This is a genomic window from Kluyvera genomosp. 1, from assembly GCF_001266615.1.
Lineage (GTDB): Bacteria > Pseudomonadota > Gammaproteobacteria > Enterobacterales > Enterobacteriaceae > Kluyvera > Kluyvera cryocrescens_A.
In genome coordinates this window covers 183,904-203,827 of record NZ_LGHZ01000038.1, presented here as the reverse complement: position 1 = coordinate 203,827, position 19,924 = coordinate 183,904, and the positions used below count along the sequence as shown (strand labels likewise).

Here is a 19,924-nt window from a genome sequence, read left to right as displayed (position 1 = left end):
ACTGTCAGCGTGTTAAACTCGCCCGTAGCGGTCCTGGAAACGCACGACATCGTCCTCTTCCAGATAAGCGCCAGAGCGCACTTCAATCAGGTCGAGCGGGATTTTTCCCGGGTTTTCCAGGCAGTGGGTGACGCCGAGCGGAATGTAGATAGATTCGTTTTCGCCCAGCAGTTTGATCTCATCATTGAGGGTGACTTTGGCGGTCCCGGCCACGACGATCCAATGTTCTGCCCGGTGATGATGCATCTGCAGCGACAGCCCTTCGCCCGGCTTCACGGTGATGCGTTTTACCTGATAGCGGTCTCCGGAGTCGATGGAGTCATATTTCCCCCACGGGCGATAGACCTCGCGGTGGATATGGTGTTCGTGACGGCCGTCGGCCTTAATTTTCTCGACCACCTTTTTCACGTCCTGCACCGCGTTGCGATCGGCGATAAGCACCGCGTCTTTGGTTTGCACCACCACCAAATCCTTTACCCCGACGGTCGTCACCAGACCTGACTCGGCGTAAATGTAGCTGTTTTCCGTTTGGTGGCTGATAACGTCACCGTGATGAACGTTGCCTTCCGCCGAGTGATTGCTGATTTCCCATAGCGATGACCAGGAACCCACATCACTCCAGCCGGCATCCATTGGCACCACTACCGCATCGGCAGTACTTTCCATCACCGCGTAGTCGATGGATTCGTCCGGGCAGCTCAGGAATGCTTCTTCATCAACGCGGATAAAATCGAGATCCGGGTCGGTGACATCCATTGCCCTCTCGCAGGCGCTCAGAATGTCCGGGCGATATTTCCCCAGTTCTTCCAGATAGCGGCCAGCGCGGAACAGGAACATGCCGCTGTTCCAGTAGTATTCACCACAGGCCACGTACGCCTGAGCTGTTTCAAGATTCGGTTTTTCGACAAACTGTGCCACTTCAAAGGCCAGCGCGTCCTCAATCCCAGGGCTGACTTCACCGCGTCGAATATAGCCATAGCCCGTTTCCGGCAGCGACGGCACAATACCGAAGGTCACCAGCTTACCGCTTTGGGCATACGGCGTGGCTTCACGCACTGCAGCGCGGAAAGCATCTTCATTTTGAATCACGTGATCCGCCGCCAGGACCAGCATCAGCGGGTCGTTTTCCGGTTCACGGCGTTTTGCCGCCAGCGCCGCCAGCGCAATCGCCGGTGCGGTATTACGCCCCGCCGGTTCCAGAATGATATTTTCGGTCAGCTTGTTTAGCTGATGCAGCTGCTCGGCGACAATAAAACGGTGCTGCTCATTGCAGATAACCACCGGGCTGGCGCACTTCACGCCTTCCAGACGATTGACCGTGGCCTGCAGCATGGTCATATCGCCCTTCAGGCACAGGAACTGCTTAGGATAAAGCACTCGGGACAACGGCCACAGGCGGCTGCCCGAGCCACCGGCCATCACGACCGGGAAAAGCGTAGATTGACTCATCGTTTAACCCCGAATATCAGCAATAAATTGGTTAAGAACGTGCTCTTTATCGAGCGCGCGTTCTGCCCAGGTTCGGGCGACAGCATTCTGTTTTGGCATCTTCAACGCCTGTTCAATCCCTTCCACCAGCGCAGGAACCGATTCAGGCGTGACGCAGACGGCAATACCCGGATTGTCTTCGCACAACTGAGCCAACTCGGTTGGCGCTTCGGCGGTAATCACCGCATTACCGCCCACCGCCAGAATATTGGTCAGCTTGGATGGTAGAACGGCATCCGCCGCGCCGCGTTTTTGGATAACCAGATGGCAATCACCCATCGCCAGCAGCGCGGGTAAATCTTCATACGATTGCAGCGGCAGAAACTTAACGTTCTCTAGCCCGCGTTCAGCGGCCAGCCTTTCTAACCGCGCTTTACCACCGCCCTGACCCACAATCACAAACTGCCACGGCTGTTCGCGGAGCTGTTCAGCGGCATCGATCACGCTCTCCAGTCCCTGTTTCTCTCCGATATTGCCGGAGTAGAGAATAATTTTGCGCGCATCGTCTAACCCCAAACGCTGGCGCAAAGCGATAACCAACGTTTCCGGTACGTCGCGGAAACGAGCCACTTCTGACCAGTTAGGGAAGAAAATCACTTTTTCTGCCGGTACGCCTTTTTCACAGGCTTTGTTCATCATCGAACGCGATATCGTCGATACGTTATCAACGTGATGCAGACCGCTTCGCTCAAACGCGCTGGCGAGCTTCGCTACCTTGCCGGACGTCCCCTTCCCGGCCATTCCCAGTCCGAGCATGGCGTCCACTTCATAATCCTGAATATGCAGCAACGTGCGCGCACCGGAGAGTTTTGCCAGCAGGCGCATCCCGGGCGTACAAAACAGCGTCGGCACCACGCCGATAATGCGATCCGGCTTCCAGCGGCGCTGAGCCATCAGCGGGAAAAAACTGCTTAAGGCAAAGCTGCCTAAGTGGATCAGTCGCTTGAGCGTCGACGGCTGTTTAGGCACATACAGCGGGCAGCGCCACACGGTGGCCTCGCCCTCTTCCCGGCGGTAGCGCCAGCTGGAATAATTCACGCCGACCTGCCATTCCGGGTAGTACGGTGGGGCTGTAATCACCCGCACCTCGTGGCCCTGGCGCGCCATCCACTCCACCATTTCGCCGGTGTATTTGCCGATACCGGTCAGTTCGGGGGAATAGTTAATTCCGTAGACCAGAATTTTCATAGACCCGGTACCTCAGCCATTTTATCGACGCGGAAATAGGCACGGCTGTTGTCGTGAACGTTATCCGCCGCCAGCAGAGCCTGCGGGCTCAACCAGCGATAGTCGTTATGCTGCTCCTCCGGCAACGTCAGCGCGTCAGCGTCAACCTGCAGACGAAAACCCAGCACGATGTAGTGGGTAGAAAAATCCTCACCCGAGAAGTTGTCGTCATAGAAATGTTGCCAAACGCCGTGGAAAAGGCCTGCCGTCATCGGCAGGCGCAGCCCTAATTCGGCTTCCGTCAAACGCGCAAATGCTTCGGACAGCGGTTCATCTTTCTGTACCCTCCCCCCCGGCACAAACCAAAAGCCCTGCGCCGGACGGTTATTGCGTTTACCCAGCAGAATCTCGCCCTGCGCGTTCTCGACGATCAAATCGATAGAAATAAGCGGCGTAGACTGCACGACGGTGGCAAAAGCTTGCTGGCTCAGAAACATGAATTACCCCCGGAAACGCTGCTGGTTTTCTAAAAACCACTGGTAGGTGCTGGCAAGACCGGCTTCCAGTGAGATTTCGTGGTACCAGCCCAACTGGTGCAGACGCGAAACATCCAGCAATTTACGCGGCGTGCCGTCAGGTTTGGTGGCGTCAAACACCACGCGCCCCTTAAAGCCCACCACTTTTGCTAGCGTCTGCGCCAGCTCGCGGATGGTGCAATCCACACCGGTACCGACGTTGATATGCGACAGCATCGGTTGGGTGTTTTCCAGCCATACGCTGCGATCCAGCTCCATTACATGAATACTCGCCGCCGCCATGTCGTCCACGTGCAGAAACTCACGCATCGGTGTACCGCTGCCCCACACCACCACGTCGCTGGCATTTTGTTGCGCAGCTTCGTGGAAGCGGCGCAGCAGCGCCGGTATCACGTGTGAATTACTCGGGTGGAAGTTGTCGTTCGGCCCGTACAGGTTGGTAGGCATCACCGAGCGGTAATCGCGGTTGTGCTGACGGTTGTAGGACTCACACAGTTTGATGCCGGCGATTTTGGCAATCGCGTACGGTTCATTGGTGGCCTCAAGCGTCCCCTGCAGCAGTTCGCTTTCGTGCATCGGCTGGTTCGCCATCTTCGGATAGATACACGATGAACCGAGGAACAGCAGCTTATTCACGTTATGGCTATGTGCCGCATGAATAATGTTGCTTTCGATCATCATGTTTTCGTAGATGAAATCCGCCGGGAAGGTGTTATTCGCGACAATGCCGCCCACCTTCGCCGCCGCCAGATATACCTGGTCAATGTTTTCGCGGGCGAAAAAGTCATTCACCTCGCGGCTATCCAGCAGATTAAGTTCATCGCGGCTGCGCAACACCAGATCCACGTTACCGCGCTGCTCAAGCTGTCGAACGATGGCTGAGCCCACCATTCCCCGGTGGCCCGCCACAAAAATACGTTGTCGGGTCATACTCAGGACTCCAGCGCGATCGCCACTTCATAGCCATGGGATTTCAGCAGGGAATGCTTCTTCGCTGCTTCCAGATCTTTAGCGACCATTTCAGAAACCATCTCTTTTAAAGTGATTTCCGGTTTCCAGCCCAGCTTCTCATGCGCCTTGGTTGGGTCGCCGAGCAGGGTTTCCACTTCCGCCGGACGGAAGTAGCGTGGGTCGACAGCCACCATCACGTCGCCCGGCTTCACGCCCGGTGCATCGTGACCGGTCACGGAAACCACAATCCCCTTTTCATCCACGCCGGTGCCTTCAAAGCGCAGTTTGATACCGAGCTGTGCGGCGGACATTTCGACGAACTGGCGGACGGAGTACTGCACGCCGGTGGCGATAACGAAGTCTTCCGGCTGGTCCTGTTGCAGCATCATCCACTGCATTTTCACGTAGTCTTTAGCGTGGCCCCAGTCACGTAGGGAATCCATGTTGCCAAGGTACAGGCACTTCTCAAGGCCCTGAGCGATGTTGGCAATCGCACGAGTGATTTTACGGGTGACAAAGGTTTCGCCACGACGTGGGGATTCGTGATTAAACAGGATGCCGTTGCAGGCGTACATGCCGTAGGATTCACGGTAGTTAACAGTGATCCAGTAGGCGTACAGCTTGGCGACAGCATAAGGAGAACGCGGGTAGAAAGGCGTGGTCTCTTTTTGCGGAATTTCCTGCACCAGGCCGTATAGCTCGGAGGTAGAAGCCTGATAGAAACGGGTTTTCTTCTCCAGCCCTAAGAAGCGAATCGCTTCCAGCAGGCGCAGCGTGCCCATGGCATCGACATCAGCGGTGTATTCCGGGGACTCAAACGACACAGCAACGTGGCTCATCGCCCCCAGGTTATAGACTTCATCCGGCTGCACTTCTTTAAGAATACGCGTCAGGTTTGAGCTGTCGGTCAAATCGCCATAGTGCAGGTGAAATTTCGGGTTGCTGCTGTGCGGATCCTGGTAAATGTGATCGACACGTTCGGTGTTGAAGGAGGAAGCACGACGTTTAATCCCGTGAACTTCATATCCTTTTTCCAGCAGCAGTTCCGCCAGATAAGAACCATCCTGCCCGGTTACGCCGGTAATAAGTGCGACTTTCGACATTATATTTTCCTCAATATAGTCCCGTTTAGGGAGTAACTTTCTCTACGCGTTCGCGCGTGACCACTGCGGGATTGCCACGACAAATCATATTTGCCGGTAGCGATTTAAAAACGCTGCTGCGAGCACCCACTATCGTGCCATCGCCTATCGTTGTGCCGGGAGCCACGAATACATCCGTTGCCAGCCAGCATTTTTCACCGATGACAATCGGAGCGGCATGAATATCAAAATGCGCACTCAGATAATCATGACTGCCGGTGCACAAATAACATTTCTGCGATACCACTGAATTCGCACCGAGGGTAATATCCCCAAGGGTATACAGCACCGCGTCATCGCCCACCCAGGCATAATCACCAATGGTTAATTTCCATGGATAAGTAATTTTTACCGATGGACGAATGACTACGTTTTTTCCTATTTTTGCGCCAAATAGGCGCAATAAAAATACACGCCAGCGGTAGAGTATCTGCGGTGACCAGGCGAATAATGTGGCCTGTACTGCCCACCAGATTTGGACTTTAATTCCCCCGGCACCACGAAAACCGTTAGGGACTTTGAATCCTGATAATTCCTGCATCCTATTTCCTTACGCTTTGTGATAAAGCGTCTTGGTTTTACCGGTGGTGCGCAGGCGTAATAAATAAGACAATTCTGTCAGCAGCGTTGGCATACGTAATATTTCAAGCTGAACTTTTTTCGCATCCTGACACAATTGCACATTATTAGTGGTGGACACCCCGCCCATCGAAAATTCAGATACCAATCCTTTTATGCGTTTAAAACCGTAGCCCGACTTATACATTCTGGCGGTCAGTGCATAATCCGATGACACGCGATACTGCACGTCATAAGGATAATTTTTCAGCCCGCGTAGCGGAAAGAATATCGCCTGATGACTGGCAGGAAGACTGTGATAAATATACCAGCCGCGCTTGGCGCTACGGCGAACCTGATGGCCACCACCAAAGTCCAGCATCGCATCCCCAAGGAACATCGCGTCGTCATTCTGGCCTCGCAGCTGGCGGACAAACTGCGCCACCTCAGGATGGAAACTGTCACCGGAATTCAGGAACAGCACAAACTTGCCGTTGGCCATGCGAATGCCTTTATTCATCGCGTCATACAGGCCTTTATCCGGCTCGCTGACATAACGTAACTGATACTGACCATTACGTTTTTCGAGAAACTCTGCCGTGCCGTCCTCTGACCCACCGTCGACCACAATCCATTCAAAGGTCAGGCTAGGATCCCCCGCCAGATGCGCCAGCGAACGCCAGGTTTTCACCACACCTTCATAATTGCGAAAGGCGACGGTCACCACACTTAACAACATGTTTCACCTCATCTGCTATCGGCAATATTCAGCGCTTTACGCAGAATAAAAGGACAAACAATTAAAAACGCATATTCCGGACTAAATATCGAACCGGTAAAAAATAACGATATCGGCGTGAAAAGATACAGCTGCACGGCGAAATTGCGATTATTCCCAAAAGCGTTAATAAATAATTTAAAAACATAATATAGGTAGCCCGCAGTTAATATCACCGCAAACCACGAAAAATAAATCATTAACAGGTACAGACCATTGTCTATGGTTTTACCGACGTCCGCACCGTTAAATATTCCGAATGATGCAACATATTCGTAAAGAGATCCGAAACGAATTACCCCATCAATGCTTGTCAATGAGTAACCGACCATCACCAATGGACCGATAATACGGTAATACGATGATGACCCTTCCGTCCCTAAATCACCAAGACGTGTTGCAATATACGGAAATGCAAAGACCAGACCGACTAAAAACACGCCCAGCGAGATAATTGCCAACGGCAACTTTTTCTTAATCGCATCTTTGTTCAGATACTGGAATGCCCACTCCAGCAGGTAGAACAGGATAAATGTCATTACCCCAGAGAACGATCCTGAAAGAATTATCCCTGCCAGAATCATAGCATCAGACTTCGGCGTTTTGATACCAAACTGTTTGATGCAAAGCCAAATTGAGATTAATGCCAGAGCGAAGAATGCGGGTTCGAAATAAAGTGCAGTAGTACGTTTACCACCGAATTTGATGAAATTCAGTACATAGCTATTACTGTATATCAGATATTTCGAAATTATTTCAATCAGGCTACTGCCACCAAACAAAATAATCTGCGCCATCTCGAGGGCAGCCAGCAGCACAATAATGGTGATCACCACATAGAAGAAACGCAGGATCTTGCGATGGTTATGCGGCGAAATGGTTTTGAAACGAATACTCCAGACCATACCAATAATAATCACGATGTAGACAAACAGCATGGTCGAGGTGATGTATTTGCTCGGATCCAGCGACTGACCGAACACATAGTTGAACAGCGTCAGCCCCACACCCAGCCCCAGCGCAATCATCAGTTTTTTCAGATTGATACGCTCAACGAACAATAGTAACAGTGCGGGAAGGAAGGTGACGATGGTAATCGGAAAACTTTCACCCAGCTGCGCCAGTTTGACGTTAACCAGCAGATAGATTAACGGCAGCAGCAGATAGCTACAGACTCTGATAGAACGAGACATATTCCTCCAGCATCTGTTGTCCACTGTAGGCCTGACGGCTACGTGCGCTAAACCGTTCAAGCGTGGTGCCGAACACCGCCTGCGCAATATCCGCTTTCGGCAGCTGCACCAACGCCAGCGCTTGTGATTCATCCACTGTCTGGCCGCCGGATTTTTCCAACACCTCTTTGGCGGCATCGCTGTGGGTTGCAATCACCGGCACGCCGATAGAAAGCGCTTCGCACAAAATCAGCGGATAGTTATCTACCCGTGAGCTAAACAGCAGCGCATCCAGCAGATTTAGCTCACTCATCAGCTGACGTTTGTCGGTCAGAAAGCCGTGGTTCACCACGTTGGCACCGCTAAACGGCGAGAATTTACCGAAGGTATGGACTTCCACTTTGTCGCCAAGGGCAATGATATTGCGAACCAGCTGCTGGTTAGTTTTACCGTCATAGCGCAAGTCGTGTGCCACCACGGCGATTTTAGGCCGTGAAGTGGTCGCCTGGATGGGCGTGAGTTCGGCAAGAATGGCTTCGGTCGCCACATCAATACCGTTGTTGATTATCTGGCAGCGCCCTACCCCATAAAGGCTATTAAACGCATCAGCAACGTGCTGGCTTGGCGAGATAAAGCGGCAGCCGAGCGCCAGCATCTGGCGGAATAGCTGGCGCTTTTCATCCACCAGATTATGCGCACGGTCGACTTTCACCGGCGGATAGTTGTCGAGCGTCGGGCATTTCTGGCAGCCGCTCTTCCAGCCTTCACAGCCGTCTAAAAATGCGCAGCGGCCGGTGACGCTCCAGTGATCGTGCAAAGTCCAGATAAAGGTGACATCGCTGTTATGCGCCTTCACGCGCTCGCAAAAATTCACCACGTCGGCCAAATTCAGCCAGTAGCTGTGCATCACATGAAAATGCAGTACCACCGGGCCTTCAAGCCGTGTGATCTGACGATAAAGATTGTTCAGATTGCCAAACAGGTCGCGGTTGAAGAGGCGAAAAAGCGCCAGATTCGCCATCGATGTCAGCAGGGCGGTCTGCTTCACCACCTGCGGGTAGCGGTCATGGCTGACGCTCTTTTTACCGCCTTTACCGTAGCCGTAGACAAACGTTGAGGTGAGACCCTGACGAAGCGCGCGCTGATGCAAGTCCAGTGCGACACCCGCCGCGCCACCTTCGGCCAGACGAACATTAAATTGTAGAATATTCATTTAATTACCTTCACTCGCGCTTTTTCACCCACCACCAGCGCATTATCGGGGACGTCGTCCAGCACGACGCTGCCTGCACCGATGGTCACGTTATTGCCGATGCGGATACCGCCGATGATCACCACATTTGCGCCAAGCTCAACGCCGTTGCCGAGGGTGGGACAGTCGAGACTGTTGGGGCCGCGGTTGCCCAAGGTAATCCCGTGGCGAATAGTGAAGTCATCCCCCGCCACCACGTTCTTATTAATCACCACTGCATAGCCGTGGTGAATGGTAAAGCGTCGGCCAATGGTGGCCGCCGCCTGAATTTCATAACCGAAAAAGCATTCGGTGATGATGCGGTACAGCACCAGTACCGGTGCCGCCCACAGATTGTTCAGCACGTTTTTTTTACGCCATACCGAGCAAAAGTTGGCGATACGGTAGGCCGCCACCATGCAGCACGGGCGCAGGCTCCAGCTATTTGCGCGTAAGTCTTCCAGCAGCATTATTTACTCCGTAACCCATCAACCCAGCGTTTACCATTACGCACCGAAAGAAGCGTTAAAAATGTCTTCCATGTCATGCGTTTATTGCGGATCTGGTAGAGCGTAAACAGCTGGTATTTTTTGCTGGCGCGGTCGAATTTCTCTTTGTGTTTACGGTAAAAGCTAAAGTAGCCAGAGAACTTTTTCGGCGAAGAGGTGATCTGCATTTCACCGTGGTTGATGTGAAGAATTTGCGTTGCCGCTTCAATTTTCCACGGCTCACCGTAGGCCACCACCATGCGCAGGAAGATGTCGTAGTCCTGCGCCGCCTTCAGCTCGGTATCGAAAAGACTCTCTTTAAAGCGCCACGCCCAGCTAAAAACCTGGTTGCCAATAATGTTGCGCTTATAAAACAGCGGACGGGAAAACGGTGATTTCGGATACAGCGGCAGGCTTGCAGGCTGGGAATAGACTTCGCCTTCACAGACATAATCGTTGGCATATAAAAATGCATGGCCCATCAGCTGCTGCTTATGCTTAAGAAACGTCGAGAGGCGATTCGGCGTCCACTCATCGTCATCATCAATACCGGTAATGAACTGCCCTCTCGCCTGCAAAATGGCCTGATTGCGTACCGCGCAGGCGCCGGAGTTAAAGTCATTACGGGTGTACTGCACGCGCGCATCATTCAGCTCGGCGACAAACTGCTGCAACTGCTCATACTGGCTTGAGCAGTCGTCAACGATGATCATTTCCCAATGGGGATAGTCCTGGCGCAGAATGGATTTAATGGCGCGAATTGCCAGCTGCTGGCGGTTCCAGGTCGGCATATAGATGGAAATTAATGGGTATTCTGTCGTCATAGGATATCCCTGAGTAGGCAATTTGACGGTTATTCCCCTCGTCCCTGCCCTCTCCAGGAGGATAAAGGCGAGTACCGGACGATGCCCCCTCCCCTTTGGGGAGAGGGTTAGTGTGAGGGGGAAATACTATTTCGAGTCCGACTGGTACTCGTACTCGTAGTAGCCGTAATCCTGATAGCCGGTCGCACGGCGGAAAATGGAGTTGAGAATCACCCCTTTCACTGCGATGCCGTTTTGCTCAAAGCGGTTCAGGCTGGTTTCGACTTCCTTGAGGGTGTTCACCGCATAGCGCGTCACCATCAGCGTGGTGCCCGCGTGGCGGCCCACGATGGCGGCATCCGTCACAGCCAGGATTGGCGGGGTATCAATCAATACCAGGTCATAGTTTGCCGAGCCCCATTTCAGCAATTCGCTAAAGCGTTCGCTCATCAGCAGCTCTGACGGGTTCGGCGGTACCTGACCGCGCGGGATAAGATCTAAGTTGGCAATTGATGTACGTTTCGCGCTGTTTTCAACCGCCGTTTTCCCTACCAGCACATCGGACAGGCCGTTGTCGTTGGTGGTGCCCAACAGTTCGTGGGAGTAGCCTTTGCGCATATCACAGTCAATCATTAGCACCCGTTTGTGAGTTTGGCTGATGACCGCCGCGAGGTTGGCGCAGACAAACGTTTTACCGATAGACGGGCTGACCCCGGTCATCATCAGCACGTTGTTCTGCGCCTGCATCATGGCGAAGTGCAGGCTGGTGCGCAGGCTGCGGATGGCTTCAATCGCCAGATCGGTTGGGTTCCCCACCGCCAACAGCTGACTTTGTTTATAGCGCTTCACGCCGTTAACGTTTTTCACGCTGTCATGAGATTTTTGCCATTCAGAAAGCGGAATGCTCGCGTACACGTTGATCCCGTGTTCTTCCAGAACCTGCGGGCTTTCAATGCCGCGGTTAAACAGCGAGCGCAGAAGGACACCGACAATGGACAGCATCAGCCCCAGAATAATACTGCCCAGAATAATCAGCGCTTTCTTCGGTTTCACCACGCCAGGTTGGGTAATCGCCGGGTCGACGATACGCACATCGCCCACGGTGCTGGCTTTGGTGATTTTCAGCTCTTGCTGTTTATTCAACAACTGCATATAGACCTGCTGGCCGGATTCCACATCACGGGTCAGACGCACAATCTCCTGCTGGGTCTTCGGCATTGCCGTCACGCGCTGGCTAAGCTTCGCTTTCTCATCCTCCAGCGCCCGACGTTTTTCCAGCAGCGTACGGTAAGCCGGGTGGATACGGGTGTAGAGCTTGGAAATTTCGGCTTCGCGGAAGGTCAGTTCATTGAGCTGCGCATCGATATTCACCATCGAGTCGAGCACCGACTTCGCTTCCAGCGGCAGATCCACGGAATCTTTTTGCTGGCGATAGGCGTTAAGCTTGTTCTCAGCAACATCAAGCTGGCTACGCACCTGTGGCAGTTGAACTTCGAGGAATTCGAGGCTCTTTGCCGCCTCCTCCGATTTACGTGCTACGTTCTGTGCCACGTAGTTGCGGGCAATGCTATTGAGAATGTCGCGGATCTGGTCTCTATCTTCCCCAACCATGTTCAGCGTTAGCACGCCGGAATCCTTACCGTCTTCCGTCACGCTCAGGCTGTTTTGCAGGGTGTTGATCATGCCCAGCGTCGAGTATTTGGTCAGCGTAAAGCTGGCACCGTCATGGGCCGCAATACCGGCAACCACCAGCGAGACACCGCCTTTGTTCAACGCCTCGCCCACTTTGCCATCAACGCTGAAGCCATCATCGTTACTCAGGCGATAGGTCGTTGGGCTCAAGACCTCGAGCGTAAAGGTGCTGTCCGCCATCGCCGCCGGACGATTAAAGGTTGTTACCTTAACCGTCTCGTTCTGACGTCCCATCAGCCGTTCCCAGCCCGCGCCGAGAATCGGGAAAGTGTTCTTGCTTACCGCAATATCCAGATCCAGGTCGTCGACGGTTTTCCCCAACACCAGACGGGAGGTGATCATCTGGATTTCTGCTTCAGAGGCCGGCGGCTTACTGGTTAATGCATTACTGATGTCCTGCACCAGCGCGCTGCCCTGGTTCTGTTCGATACGAACCAGCGCGTCGGCGCTGTAAATCGGCGTAGCAAACAAGGTGTAAACAATCGCCGCGGCGGCAAAAACGGCGGTAATGCCGAGAACCCACCATTTTGCTTCAATGACCGTGCCAACCAGGCGACCAATATCAATCTCATCGCCGCCCGATATCGGCGGAGTTATCTGTTTTACTTTATCTGTCATGGTTATCCCTGCTGTGCTTTCAGCGCCTGTGCCCACTGGGCCGCAGACCTGTCGAGTAACTGGTACACCGCTTCAAAGGCCTCACGGCTTTTGCGATACGGATCGGGAATATCGCGTTCGTTATCCCAATGACCGAAAAGCATGACTTTGCCGCGCATCTCCGGCGCCATTTCATGCAGGGTGGCGATATGCCGCTTTTCCATTGCCAGAATCAGATCGTATTCACGGCACATGCGCCCGGAGAGTTGACGAGCACAGTGGCCGTCCAGGGAGATGTCGTGCATTGCCGCCACGCTCGTGGCGCGTTCATCCGCCGCTTTCCCCACGAGTGCCCCCAGCCCTGCCGACTCCACGGTCATCTGCGGCAGATGGCTTCTCAGTAGCCGTTCAGCCGTTGGGGAACGACAGATGTTCCCCACGCAAACCACAAGAATTTTGTTAAACATGTCGGTTACCAGGTATGAATGTCTTTCGCCGAGTCGGTCATGTAGCGAACGCCACTGATGGTCGGCAACAGTTGGTTAATCAGACGGTTCCAGCGGGCAACCGGTGCGGTCGTGACGTACACCACGTCATACGGCTGAAGGATAAAGTTGGTTGCCATCACCAGCGACGTCGCGTCGGACATATCCAACTGATAGATATTGGCCATCTTGCCGTTATTGCCGTCTTTGGTTGGGCGAATCACGAAGATGCCGCTGGCGTCGGAGGTGGTGAGATCGATACCTTCTGCCTGGCCTAGCGCTTCGGTCAGCGTCATGCCGCTGAAGTCCATTTTGAGGGTGCTCTGTTTTTTCACTTCGCCCATGACGAAGACTTTCAGGTCATCGTTACGCGGCACGAACAGAATATCGCCCGGATAGAGCAACCGGTTCTGGCTGAGATCGCCATTTTGCATCAGCGCCTGTACGGAAATACGCTGCTCGCGGCCGTCGTGGGTCAGTACGACGTTGCGCCAGTCGGCGAGCTCGCCAAGGCCGCCCGCAGCATTCAGCGCATCCAGCACGGTCAACGGTACGTTGGTGATAGCCTGCTGGCCTGATTTATTCACCTGACCGGAGACATACACTTTTTGCGAGCGGAAGGCTGCGACGTTCACATCCACCTGCGGGTCGGTGATGTAGGCCGCAAGGCGCTGGGTAATGGTCTGGCGAATTTCTGCCAGCGTTCGGCCTTTCACCTGCACTTTACCGATGTACGGATAGAAAATGGTGCCGTCTGGCTGTACCCAGTTGCCGGTATCGCTCGAACTACGATACTGGCCAGCAGGGGTGGTCAGCTCCGGGTGATCCCAGACGGTGACGTTCAGGACATCGCCTGAACCGACGCGATACTGGTAATTGCTTAACTCCTGATCCAGCGACATGTTAGGTTGCGCGACGTTAGGACGTGGGCGTAATTGTTCAATCAGTCGCGGGGTCAGCGGATAAACATTCACCATCCGGCCAATGTCATAATCAGCATCCTGCTGCTTAATCACATCTTTTCCGTAAGTAGACATATTGCTGCCTGGAAGTATGGTGCAACCACTCATCAAGCTTAACGACACCAATAATGGCATCAATTTTAGTTTGGATTTCATCATTGATTATTTATCACTTTGGCAGAAAAATTATCCTGTGCGAATTAAATTAATCCGTACCATTTGTTTACCCGAGCATTCACCATGCATTTAATTCCCGGTGAATATAACTGGCATATATCCTAAAAAATATTGGATTCATCCGCAGGCTATTGACAGAATAATCGAGACTTCACCTCAGGCCTTCAGGCACGCTACCGCCCTTGGCTTTCAGCTACCAATTCACCTTAAAATCATATTGTTATGTAGACTGGAGCTAAACCATAAAAGAATATGGAATATTCCTGGATATATATGAACAAATGCGCTTCGCCATAGGTATATTTTATGACACGCATAAATTGACCATTCATTTAGTACCGGGAGAATTGTTGCAGCTAAGTGAATAGCAGGCAAGGTAAGGCGCGCTTAAAAAATACTTTTAAGAATAATATTAAGACTAATGACACGATAGGTTTTAGGAATTTCTTTATATTGACAAAATACTGACAACCTTTATTTTTCGACTTATTACTTAAAATATATCACATACTCTTTATGGTTATTATTGGACAAATCCCCCTGTTTTTTATCAGGAGAATTCACCCACAGACATTGCATTTTCCCTCGCATTTATCCATGATCAATTTGTCTTGTAACATAAGGTTTTAACCAACGTATGGAATGGATTGCCGATCCGTCTATTTGGGCGGGACTCGTGACGCTGGTCGTCATCGAGCTGGTTCTCGGAATTGATAATTTGGTGTTTATCGCCATCCTGGCTGAAAAGCTACCTCCAGCCCAACGCGACCGCGCGCGCGTCACCGGGCTGATACTGGCGATGCTGATGCGTCTGGTGCTGCTGGCCTCTATCTCGTGGATGGTCACGCTCACTAAGCCCCTCTTTAGTCTTTACGATTTTACTTTCAGCGCCCGCGATTTGATTATGCTGGTCGGAGGCTTCTTCCTGTTGTTTAAAGCAACGGTGGAGCTTAACGAACGGCTGGAGGGTAAAGATAACGATGGTCCGACACAGCGGCGCGGTGCGCGCTTCTGGCCCGTCGTGGCACAAATCGTGGTGCTGGATGCCGTCTTCTCCTTAGATTCGGTGATCACCGCCGTGGGGATGGTGGATCACCTCGCGGTGATGATGGCGGCGGTGATTATTGCTATCAGCCTGATGCTGCTGGCCAGCAAAGCCCTCACCCGCTTTGTGAATAGCCATCCGACTATCGTTATTTTGTGTCTAAGCTTCCTGCTGATGATTGGCTTTAGCCTCGTGGCGGAAGGTTTTGGCGTGATTATTCCGAAAGGCTATCTGTACGCGGCCATCGGTTTCTCGGTGATGATTGAGTTTCTCAACCAGCTGGCCATCTTCAACCGCCGCCGCTTCCTGACGGCCAACCAGTCGCTACGTAGCCGTACCACCGATGCGGTAATGCGTTTGTTGAGCGGGAATAAAGAAGATGCCGAGCTGGATGCTGGTACCGCTTCGTTGCTGGCCGATCACGATAACCAACAGGTCTTTGACCCGCAGGAACGGCGGATGATTGAGCGTGTGCTCAATCTCAACCAGCGTACGGTAAGCAGTATCATGACATCACGTCATGATATCGAGCATATCGATCTTAGCGCGCCGGAAAGCGAAATCCGTGCGCTGCTGGAGAAAAACCAGCATACTCGTCTGGTGGTCACCGGGGGTGATGATGAAGAGGACCTGCTTGGCGTAGTACACGTCATTGACCTGCTCCAGCAATCGCTACGCGGTGAAGCGTTGAATTTGCGCGTACTCATCCGCCAGCCGCTGGTTTTCCCGGAAGCCTTACCGTTGCTGTCGGCGCTGGAACAGTTCCGTACCGCGCGTACCCACTTTGCCTTCGTGGTGGATGAATTTGGTTCGGTGGAAGGGGTCGTTACGTTAAGTGACGTAACCGAAACCATCGCCGGTAACCTGCCAAACGAAGCGGAAGAAATTGACGCTCGCCATGATATCGCGCGTAACGCGGACGGTAGCTGGACGGCCAATGGTCATATGCCGCTGGAGGATTTGGTGCAGTATATCCCACTGCCGCTGGACGAGAAGCGCGAGTACCACACCATCGCCGGGCTGCTGATGGAACATCTGCAGCGTATTCCTAAAGCCGGAGAAGTGGTGCAGATTGGCCCCTGGACGCTCAAAACTTTACAGGTTGAAAGCCATCGCGTGCAAAAGGTGCAGATTATCCCGCCGCCGCAGGATGAGCTGGATTACGAAGTGTAGTCAGCCTGAAGATCCCGGCAGCATTTAGTCTGACCGGGTGACAATAAAAAACCGGCAACGCGATGCGCTGCCGGTTTTTTTATTACTGCTTATCGAGAAGCTGTTTTACATCTTTGCCCGACTGGGTGTTCTTATTGCGCTCGGCCCAATCGTTTAAACGCCGTTTGGCTTCATTTTGCAGATGGCGACGTAGCATTTGGTCAACCTGCAGGCTGTAGTTCAACTCGGTCCATTTACCGTAAACACGCAGCGGAATGGCCGTTGTTTTCAGGACATCCACCAGCTTACTCTGACCTTGCCAACCCCCGGTCACCTGGATGGCGAACTGCATATCACCCTCTTCTTTCACCAAATCCAGCGAACCTTTACCGGTCAGCGCCATCAGCGGAGAAAGCCCGGCCATATTGCTAAAGGTCATTACACCGCCGTCGAGGTCAATATCCGCCGTAAACTGATCGAGGCGCGTGGCGCTGTCGTAGTTGTCCTGACCACGAACATCGGAACTGCGTTCAACGGCCTGCTGTACCAGCTGCTGGAAGTTCAGGCCCTCAGTGCGGGTATCCTTCATATCAATATGCGCCTGGCCCTGCCAATCACGCCGGAAATTCTCCGCATCGATCATTGAGCCAGAAAAATCACCGGCCAGCGACAGAATCCCGGTCATGTTGATCGGGTAGTTAAAGGCCTTCAACAGACTGGCTATCTGAATATTGTCGAGCTTAGGCTGGAACTCGGCGACAGGTGTCCCGCTGCGTACGTCCAGCGCGCCGGGAAGCGACATTTGGCCGCCGTCCAACATACCGCTAAGCTCAGGAATGCGCAGGATCCCCTGCTGGTTTTGCGCCTGTACGCTCACATTAGCAAACTGCATTCCGCGCCAGATAACCGCTTTTGCCTTCATCGCCAGCGTGCCATTGAAACCGGTCAATCCGCTGTAAGGTGCAGCCTTAACGCTGCTGGCAATCACCGGACGCGGACGCGCTGGTGCCGACTGCGCTTTTTGTACCCCGCCGTCGCTGTTGGCGATAGCCGAGTGCAGCAGCAGGTTATCGAGATTGAGCTTATCGGACTGAAGATTTAACGCCCAGACGGGAATATCACCCAGCATCACGCTGCCGTCGCCGGTTAATGAACTGTCGTTCGCCGTGAGATTTAGCGCGTCAAACTGGAGTTTTTTGCCCTCTTCCTGCCAGCTGGCGTTCAGACTGCCGCTGCCAGAAATACCTTGAGCCGGAAGATCGGCCCCCTGTAGCTGCCAGCTCAGCTGGGACAGCTGTGCATCCAGGCGATGTGGGTAGTCACCGGCTTGCACCTGGGCTGAAAAATTGAGATTTAAATCGCGCTGGTCGCGATTAATACGACCGGAGAAATCGACAGACGCCTGATGATTGGCATCCTGCTCCATCTGCAGGTGGATATCGCGAATGGTAAGCTGCTCATCATCGTCGTGCTGGAATACCAGGACACTATCAACAACCTGCAGCCCGCCAATATCAAACGACCACCCGCGATCGCCGGGTTCCTGCGGGAGTGAAGTGCCTTTCGGCGCCACCGGCGCATTATCAGCACGAGAAGCCTCGGTTTGCGGCGTCAGTTGGATCACCGCACCTTTAAGCATCACCTGCTTCACCTGCAGCTGATGCGAGAGCAGCGGCAGCAGAGAAACATCAAGGCGCATGTTATCCGCGCGGATGAGCGGTGCGCTCGCACCCGGTGCGGTTAAGGTCATACGCCCTGACAAAATGCTCAGCCGTGGCCAGACGTGCCAACGCAGGGAGCCATCAAGCTGAAGCTGATATCCACTGCGGCTTTCAACCTGCTTCACCATATAGCTGCGGAAATCATTAGGATTGACCAGCAGCACCAACGATGACAGGCCGGCAATCAGCACAACCAGCAGGATCATCAGCGTCGTCAATATTCGTCTCATGGCACCCTCATCAGGTTAGCGACGGATGGTCAGTCTTTATCAATGCGACTGGCAACCGCGCCCTGCTGATCGCGATATTTCGCATCTTCACGACGGTTATAGGGACGCGCAGCTGGGCCTGACAGCGGCTCAAAGCTTAATGCGCCAATCAGCATGCCCGGACGAAGCGCCAGCGGCAGCTTGCCGGAATTGTAAAACTCCAGAACGATACAGCCCGACCAGCCCGGATCGATACGGTGCGCGGTCACGTGGACCATCAGCCCAAGACGCGCCAGAGAAGAACGCCCATCGAGCCAGCCGACCAGGTCCGCCGGAAGCGTTACCGACTCCAGCGTCACCGCCAGCGCCAGTTCGCCGGGATGCAGATAAAACGCATCGCCTTCATCCAGGACGATCTCATCGCTCATCACGCGATCCAGCGCCGCGCTAACTTCAGCTTTCGGCCCGCTTAAATCGATATAGGCCGCCGTATGACCGCTAAAGGTGCGAAATTTATTGCCTAAACGCACGTCAACCGTGGCGCCATTGATACGCTCAATGGGCGGACGTGGGTTGATCGACAGCCGCCCTTCGTCCAGCCAGGCTTCTATATCTCGGTCACACAGACGCATATCACTCTCCTGTTTTACTACCTGCCCTCTTCCGGCATGGTTGAGGGCCTTTACTGCACGTTACACAATTCACGTGACTTATTCAAAAAACTGACTAATTTTCGCTTTCAGAATATCAATGGCGATACGGTTTTTGCCCCCGCGTGGCACGATAATATCGGCGTACTGCTTGGAGGGTTCAATAAACTGCAGGAACATCGGGCGTACCGTTTTCTGGTACTGCGCCATGACCGAGTCCATCGAGCGGCCGCGCTCATTCACGTCACGCTTGATACGACGCATCAGGCAGATATCCAGCGGCGTATCGACGAAAATAGAGAAATTCATCTCATCACGCAGGCGTGCATCGGTCAGCAGCAGAATACCTTCAAGAATAATGACTTTTTTGGGTTCGATATGAATCGTTTCCTGTTTACGGGTATGTTCAACATAGCTATAAACCGGAAGTTCGATAGGATTGCCGCGCTTGAGGGTCTGCAGATGCTGGAATAACAGGCTGTGATCCATCGCGTTAGGATGGTCATAGTTGGTTTTAACCCGATCTTCCATGGACAGGTGACTTTGGTCTTTATAATAGCTATCTTCAGGAATAACACCGATATGCTCATCACCTACCTGCTCGCGCAACTCGCGATACAGCGTACTAGCAATAAGACTTTTACCTGAAGCCGATGCGCCGGCGATGCCTACAATGACGCACTGATGAGACTTATCAGTCATAAATTTTGCGACCCGATTAACCTGGATGTGAAGGAAGGACGGCGCGAATAGCCATGCTGATTCGACAGGGTGTGCTGCGAATAATCCTGCGTATTAGCGCCAAACGCGGCAATTATAGGGATTTCAATGCGACGATACCAGTCGTATACGCCAATCTACGGCGACAAAAGATGAATCGCGGCCAGGATCGTTTCGACGATAACCGTCTAAGGATCAAT

General features: G+C 53.1%; 18 protein-coding genes. 1 reads left to right on the top strand and 17 read right to left on the bottom strand.

Annotated features, from left to right (window positions below):
* Positions 1 to 12 precede the first annotated feature (12 nt).
* From cpsB to KP80_RS19175, 14 genes are all read right to left on the bottom strand, one after another.
* Positions 13 to 1,449: a mannose-1-phosphate guanyltransferase gene (gene cpsB / locus KP80_RS19240; protein WP_052285247.1), complete on the bottom strand. Its 1,437-nt coding sequence runs from the start codon at positions 1,447 to 1,449 to the stop codon at positions 13 to 15.
* A 3-nt stretch (positions 1,450 to 1,452) separates the two neighbouring features.
* Positions 1,453 to 2,676 (bottom strand): colanic acid biosynthesis fucosyltransferase WcaI, encoded by a 1,224-nt coding sequence (gene wcaI / locus KP80_RS19235; protein WP_052285246.1) that lies wholly within the window; start codon positions 2,674 to 2,676, stop codon positions 1,453 to 1,455.
* Complete coding sequence (locus KP80_RS19230; protein WP_052285245.1) at positions 2,673 to 3,152, bottom strand: GDP-mannose mannosyl hydrolase; 480 nt, start codon at positions 3,150 to 3,152, stop codon at positions 2,673 to 2,675. Before KP80_RS19230 ends, wcaI begins: the two co-directional genes overlap by 4 nt.
* Positions 3,153 to 3,155: 3 nt before the next feature.
* Positions 3,156 to 4,121 carry a GDP-L-fucose synthase gene (fcl, locus tag KP80_RS19225; RefSeq protein WP_052285244.1) on the bottom strand — a complete coding sequence of 322 codons (966 nt, stop codon included), beginning with the start codon at positions 4,119 to 4,121 and terminating at the stop codon, positions 3,156 to 3,158.
* A gap of 2 nt (positions 4,122 to 4,123) precedes the next feature.
* Positions 4,124 to 5,245, bottom strand: a complete 1,122-nt coding sequence (gene gmd / locus KP80_RS19220; protein ID WP_052285243.1) for a GDP-mannose 4,6-dehydratase — start codon at positions 5,243 to 5,245, stop codon at positions 4,124 to 4,126.
* 25 nt (positions 5,246 to 5,270) lie between these two features.
* Entirely contained in the window at positions 5,271 to 5,825 is a 555-nt protein-coding gene (gene wcaF / locus KP80_RS19215; protein ID WP_052285242.1) for a colanic acid biosynthesis acetyltransferase WcaF, read from the bottom strand.
* 9 nt (positions 5,826 to 5,834) lie between these two features.
* Positions 5,835 to 6,581 (bottom strand): colanic acid biosynthesis glycosyltransferase WcaE, encoded by a 747-nt coding sequence (wcaE, locus tag KP80_RS19210; protein ID WP_052285241.1) that lies wholly within the window; start codon positions 6,579 to 6,581, stop codon positions 5,835 to 5,837.
* Positions 6,582 to 6,589: 8 nt separating this feature from the next.
* A complete protein-coding gene (gene wcaD / locus KP80_RS19205) occupies positions 6,590 to 7,813 on the bottom strand; it encodes a colanic acid polymerase WcaD (RefSeq protein ID WP_052285240.1) in 1,224 nt (407 codons plus the stop codon).
* The gene (gene wcaC, locus KP80_RS19200) at positions 7,788 to 9,005 is read right to left on the bottom strand and encodes a colanic acid biosynthesis glycosyltransferase WcaC (RefSeq protein WP_052285239.1); all 1,218 of its coding nucleotides are present in this window, start codon (positions 9,003 to 9,005) and stop codon (positions 7,788 to 7,790) included. Before wcaC ends, wcaD begins: the two co-directional genes overlap by 26 nt.
* Positions 9,002 to 9,490, bottom strand: coding sequence for a colanic acid biosynthesis acetyltransferase WcaB (gene wcaB, locus KP80_RS19195; RefSeq protein ID WP_156315700.1), 489 nt, complete (start codon positions 9,488 to 9,490; stop codon positions 9,002 to 9,004). Before wcaB ends, wcaC begins: the two co-directional genes overlap by 4 nt.
* 2 nt (positions 9,491 to 9,492) lie before the next feature.
* Positions 9,493 to 10,335: a colanic acid biosynthesis glycosyltransferase WcaA gene (gene wcaA / locus KP80_RS19190; RefSeq protein ID WP_052285237.1), complete on the bottom strand. Its 843-nt coding sequence runs from the start codon at positions 10,333 to 10,335 to the stop codon at positions 9,493 to 9,495.
* A 126-nt stretch (positions 10,336 to 10,461) separates the two neighbouring features.
* Positions 10,462 to 12,624, bottom strand: a complete 2,163-nt coding sequence (gene wzc / locus KP80_RS19185; RefSeq protein ID WP_052285236.1) for a tyrosine-protein kinase Wzc — start codon at positions 12,622 to 12,624, stop codon at positions 10,462 to 10,464.
* A 2-nt stretch (positions 12,625 to 12,626) separates the two neighbouring features.
* Positions 12,627 to 13,070 (bottom strand): low molecular weight protein-tyrosine-phosphatase Wzb, encoded by a 444-nt coding sequence (gene wzb, locus KP80_RS19180; protein ID WP_052285235.1) that lies wholly within the window; start codon positions 13,068 to 13,070, stop codon positions 12,627 to 12,629.
* 5 nt (positions 13,071 to 13,075) lie between these two features.
* Positions 13,076 to 14,209, bottom strand: a complete 1,134-nt coding sequence (locus KP80_RS19175; protein ID WP_052285234.1) for a polysaccharide export protein — start codon at positions 14,207 to 14,209, stop codon at positions 13,076 to 13,078.
* A gap of 655 nt (positions 14,210 to 14,864) precedes the next feature.
* Between KP80_RS19175 and KP80_RS19170 the strand changes: the two genes are divergently transcribed.
* A complete protein-coding gene (locus KP80_RS19170; protein ID WP_052285233.1) occupies positions 14,865 to 16,445 on the top strand; it encodes a TerC family protein in 1,581 nt (526 codons plus the stop codon).
* Positions 16,446 to 16,527: 82 nt separating this feature from the next.
* On the opposite strand, the gene asmA is transcribed toward KP80_RS19170, so the two are convergent.
* The 3 genes from asmA to udk all read right to left on the bottom strand — a co-directional run bounded on the left by asmA (position 16,528) and on the right by udk (position 19,706).
* Positions 16,528 to 18,375 (bottom strand): outer membrane assembly protein AsmA, encoded by a 1,848-nt coding sequence (asmA, locus tag KP80_RS19165; RefSeq protein ID WP_052285232.1) that lies wholly within the window; start codon positions 18,373 to 18,375, stop codon positions 16,528 to 16,530.
* Positions 18,376 to 18,404: 29 nt separating this feature from the next.
* On the bottom strand, positions 18,405 to 18,986 hold the full coding sequence (gene dcd / locus KP80_RS19160) for a dCTP deaminase (protein WP_052285231.1): 582 nt from the start codon (positions 18,984 to 18,986) through the stop codon (positions 18,405 to 18,407).
* A gap of 78 nt (positions 18,987 to 19,064) precedes the next feature.
* A complete protein-coding gene (udk, locus tag KP80_RS19155) occupies positions 19,065 to 19,706 on the bottom strand; it encodes a uridine kinase (protein ID WP_052285230.1) in 642 nt (213 codons plus the stop codon).
* Positions 19,707 to 19,924: the final 218 nt, after the last annotated feature.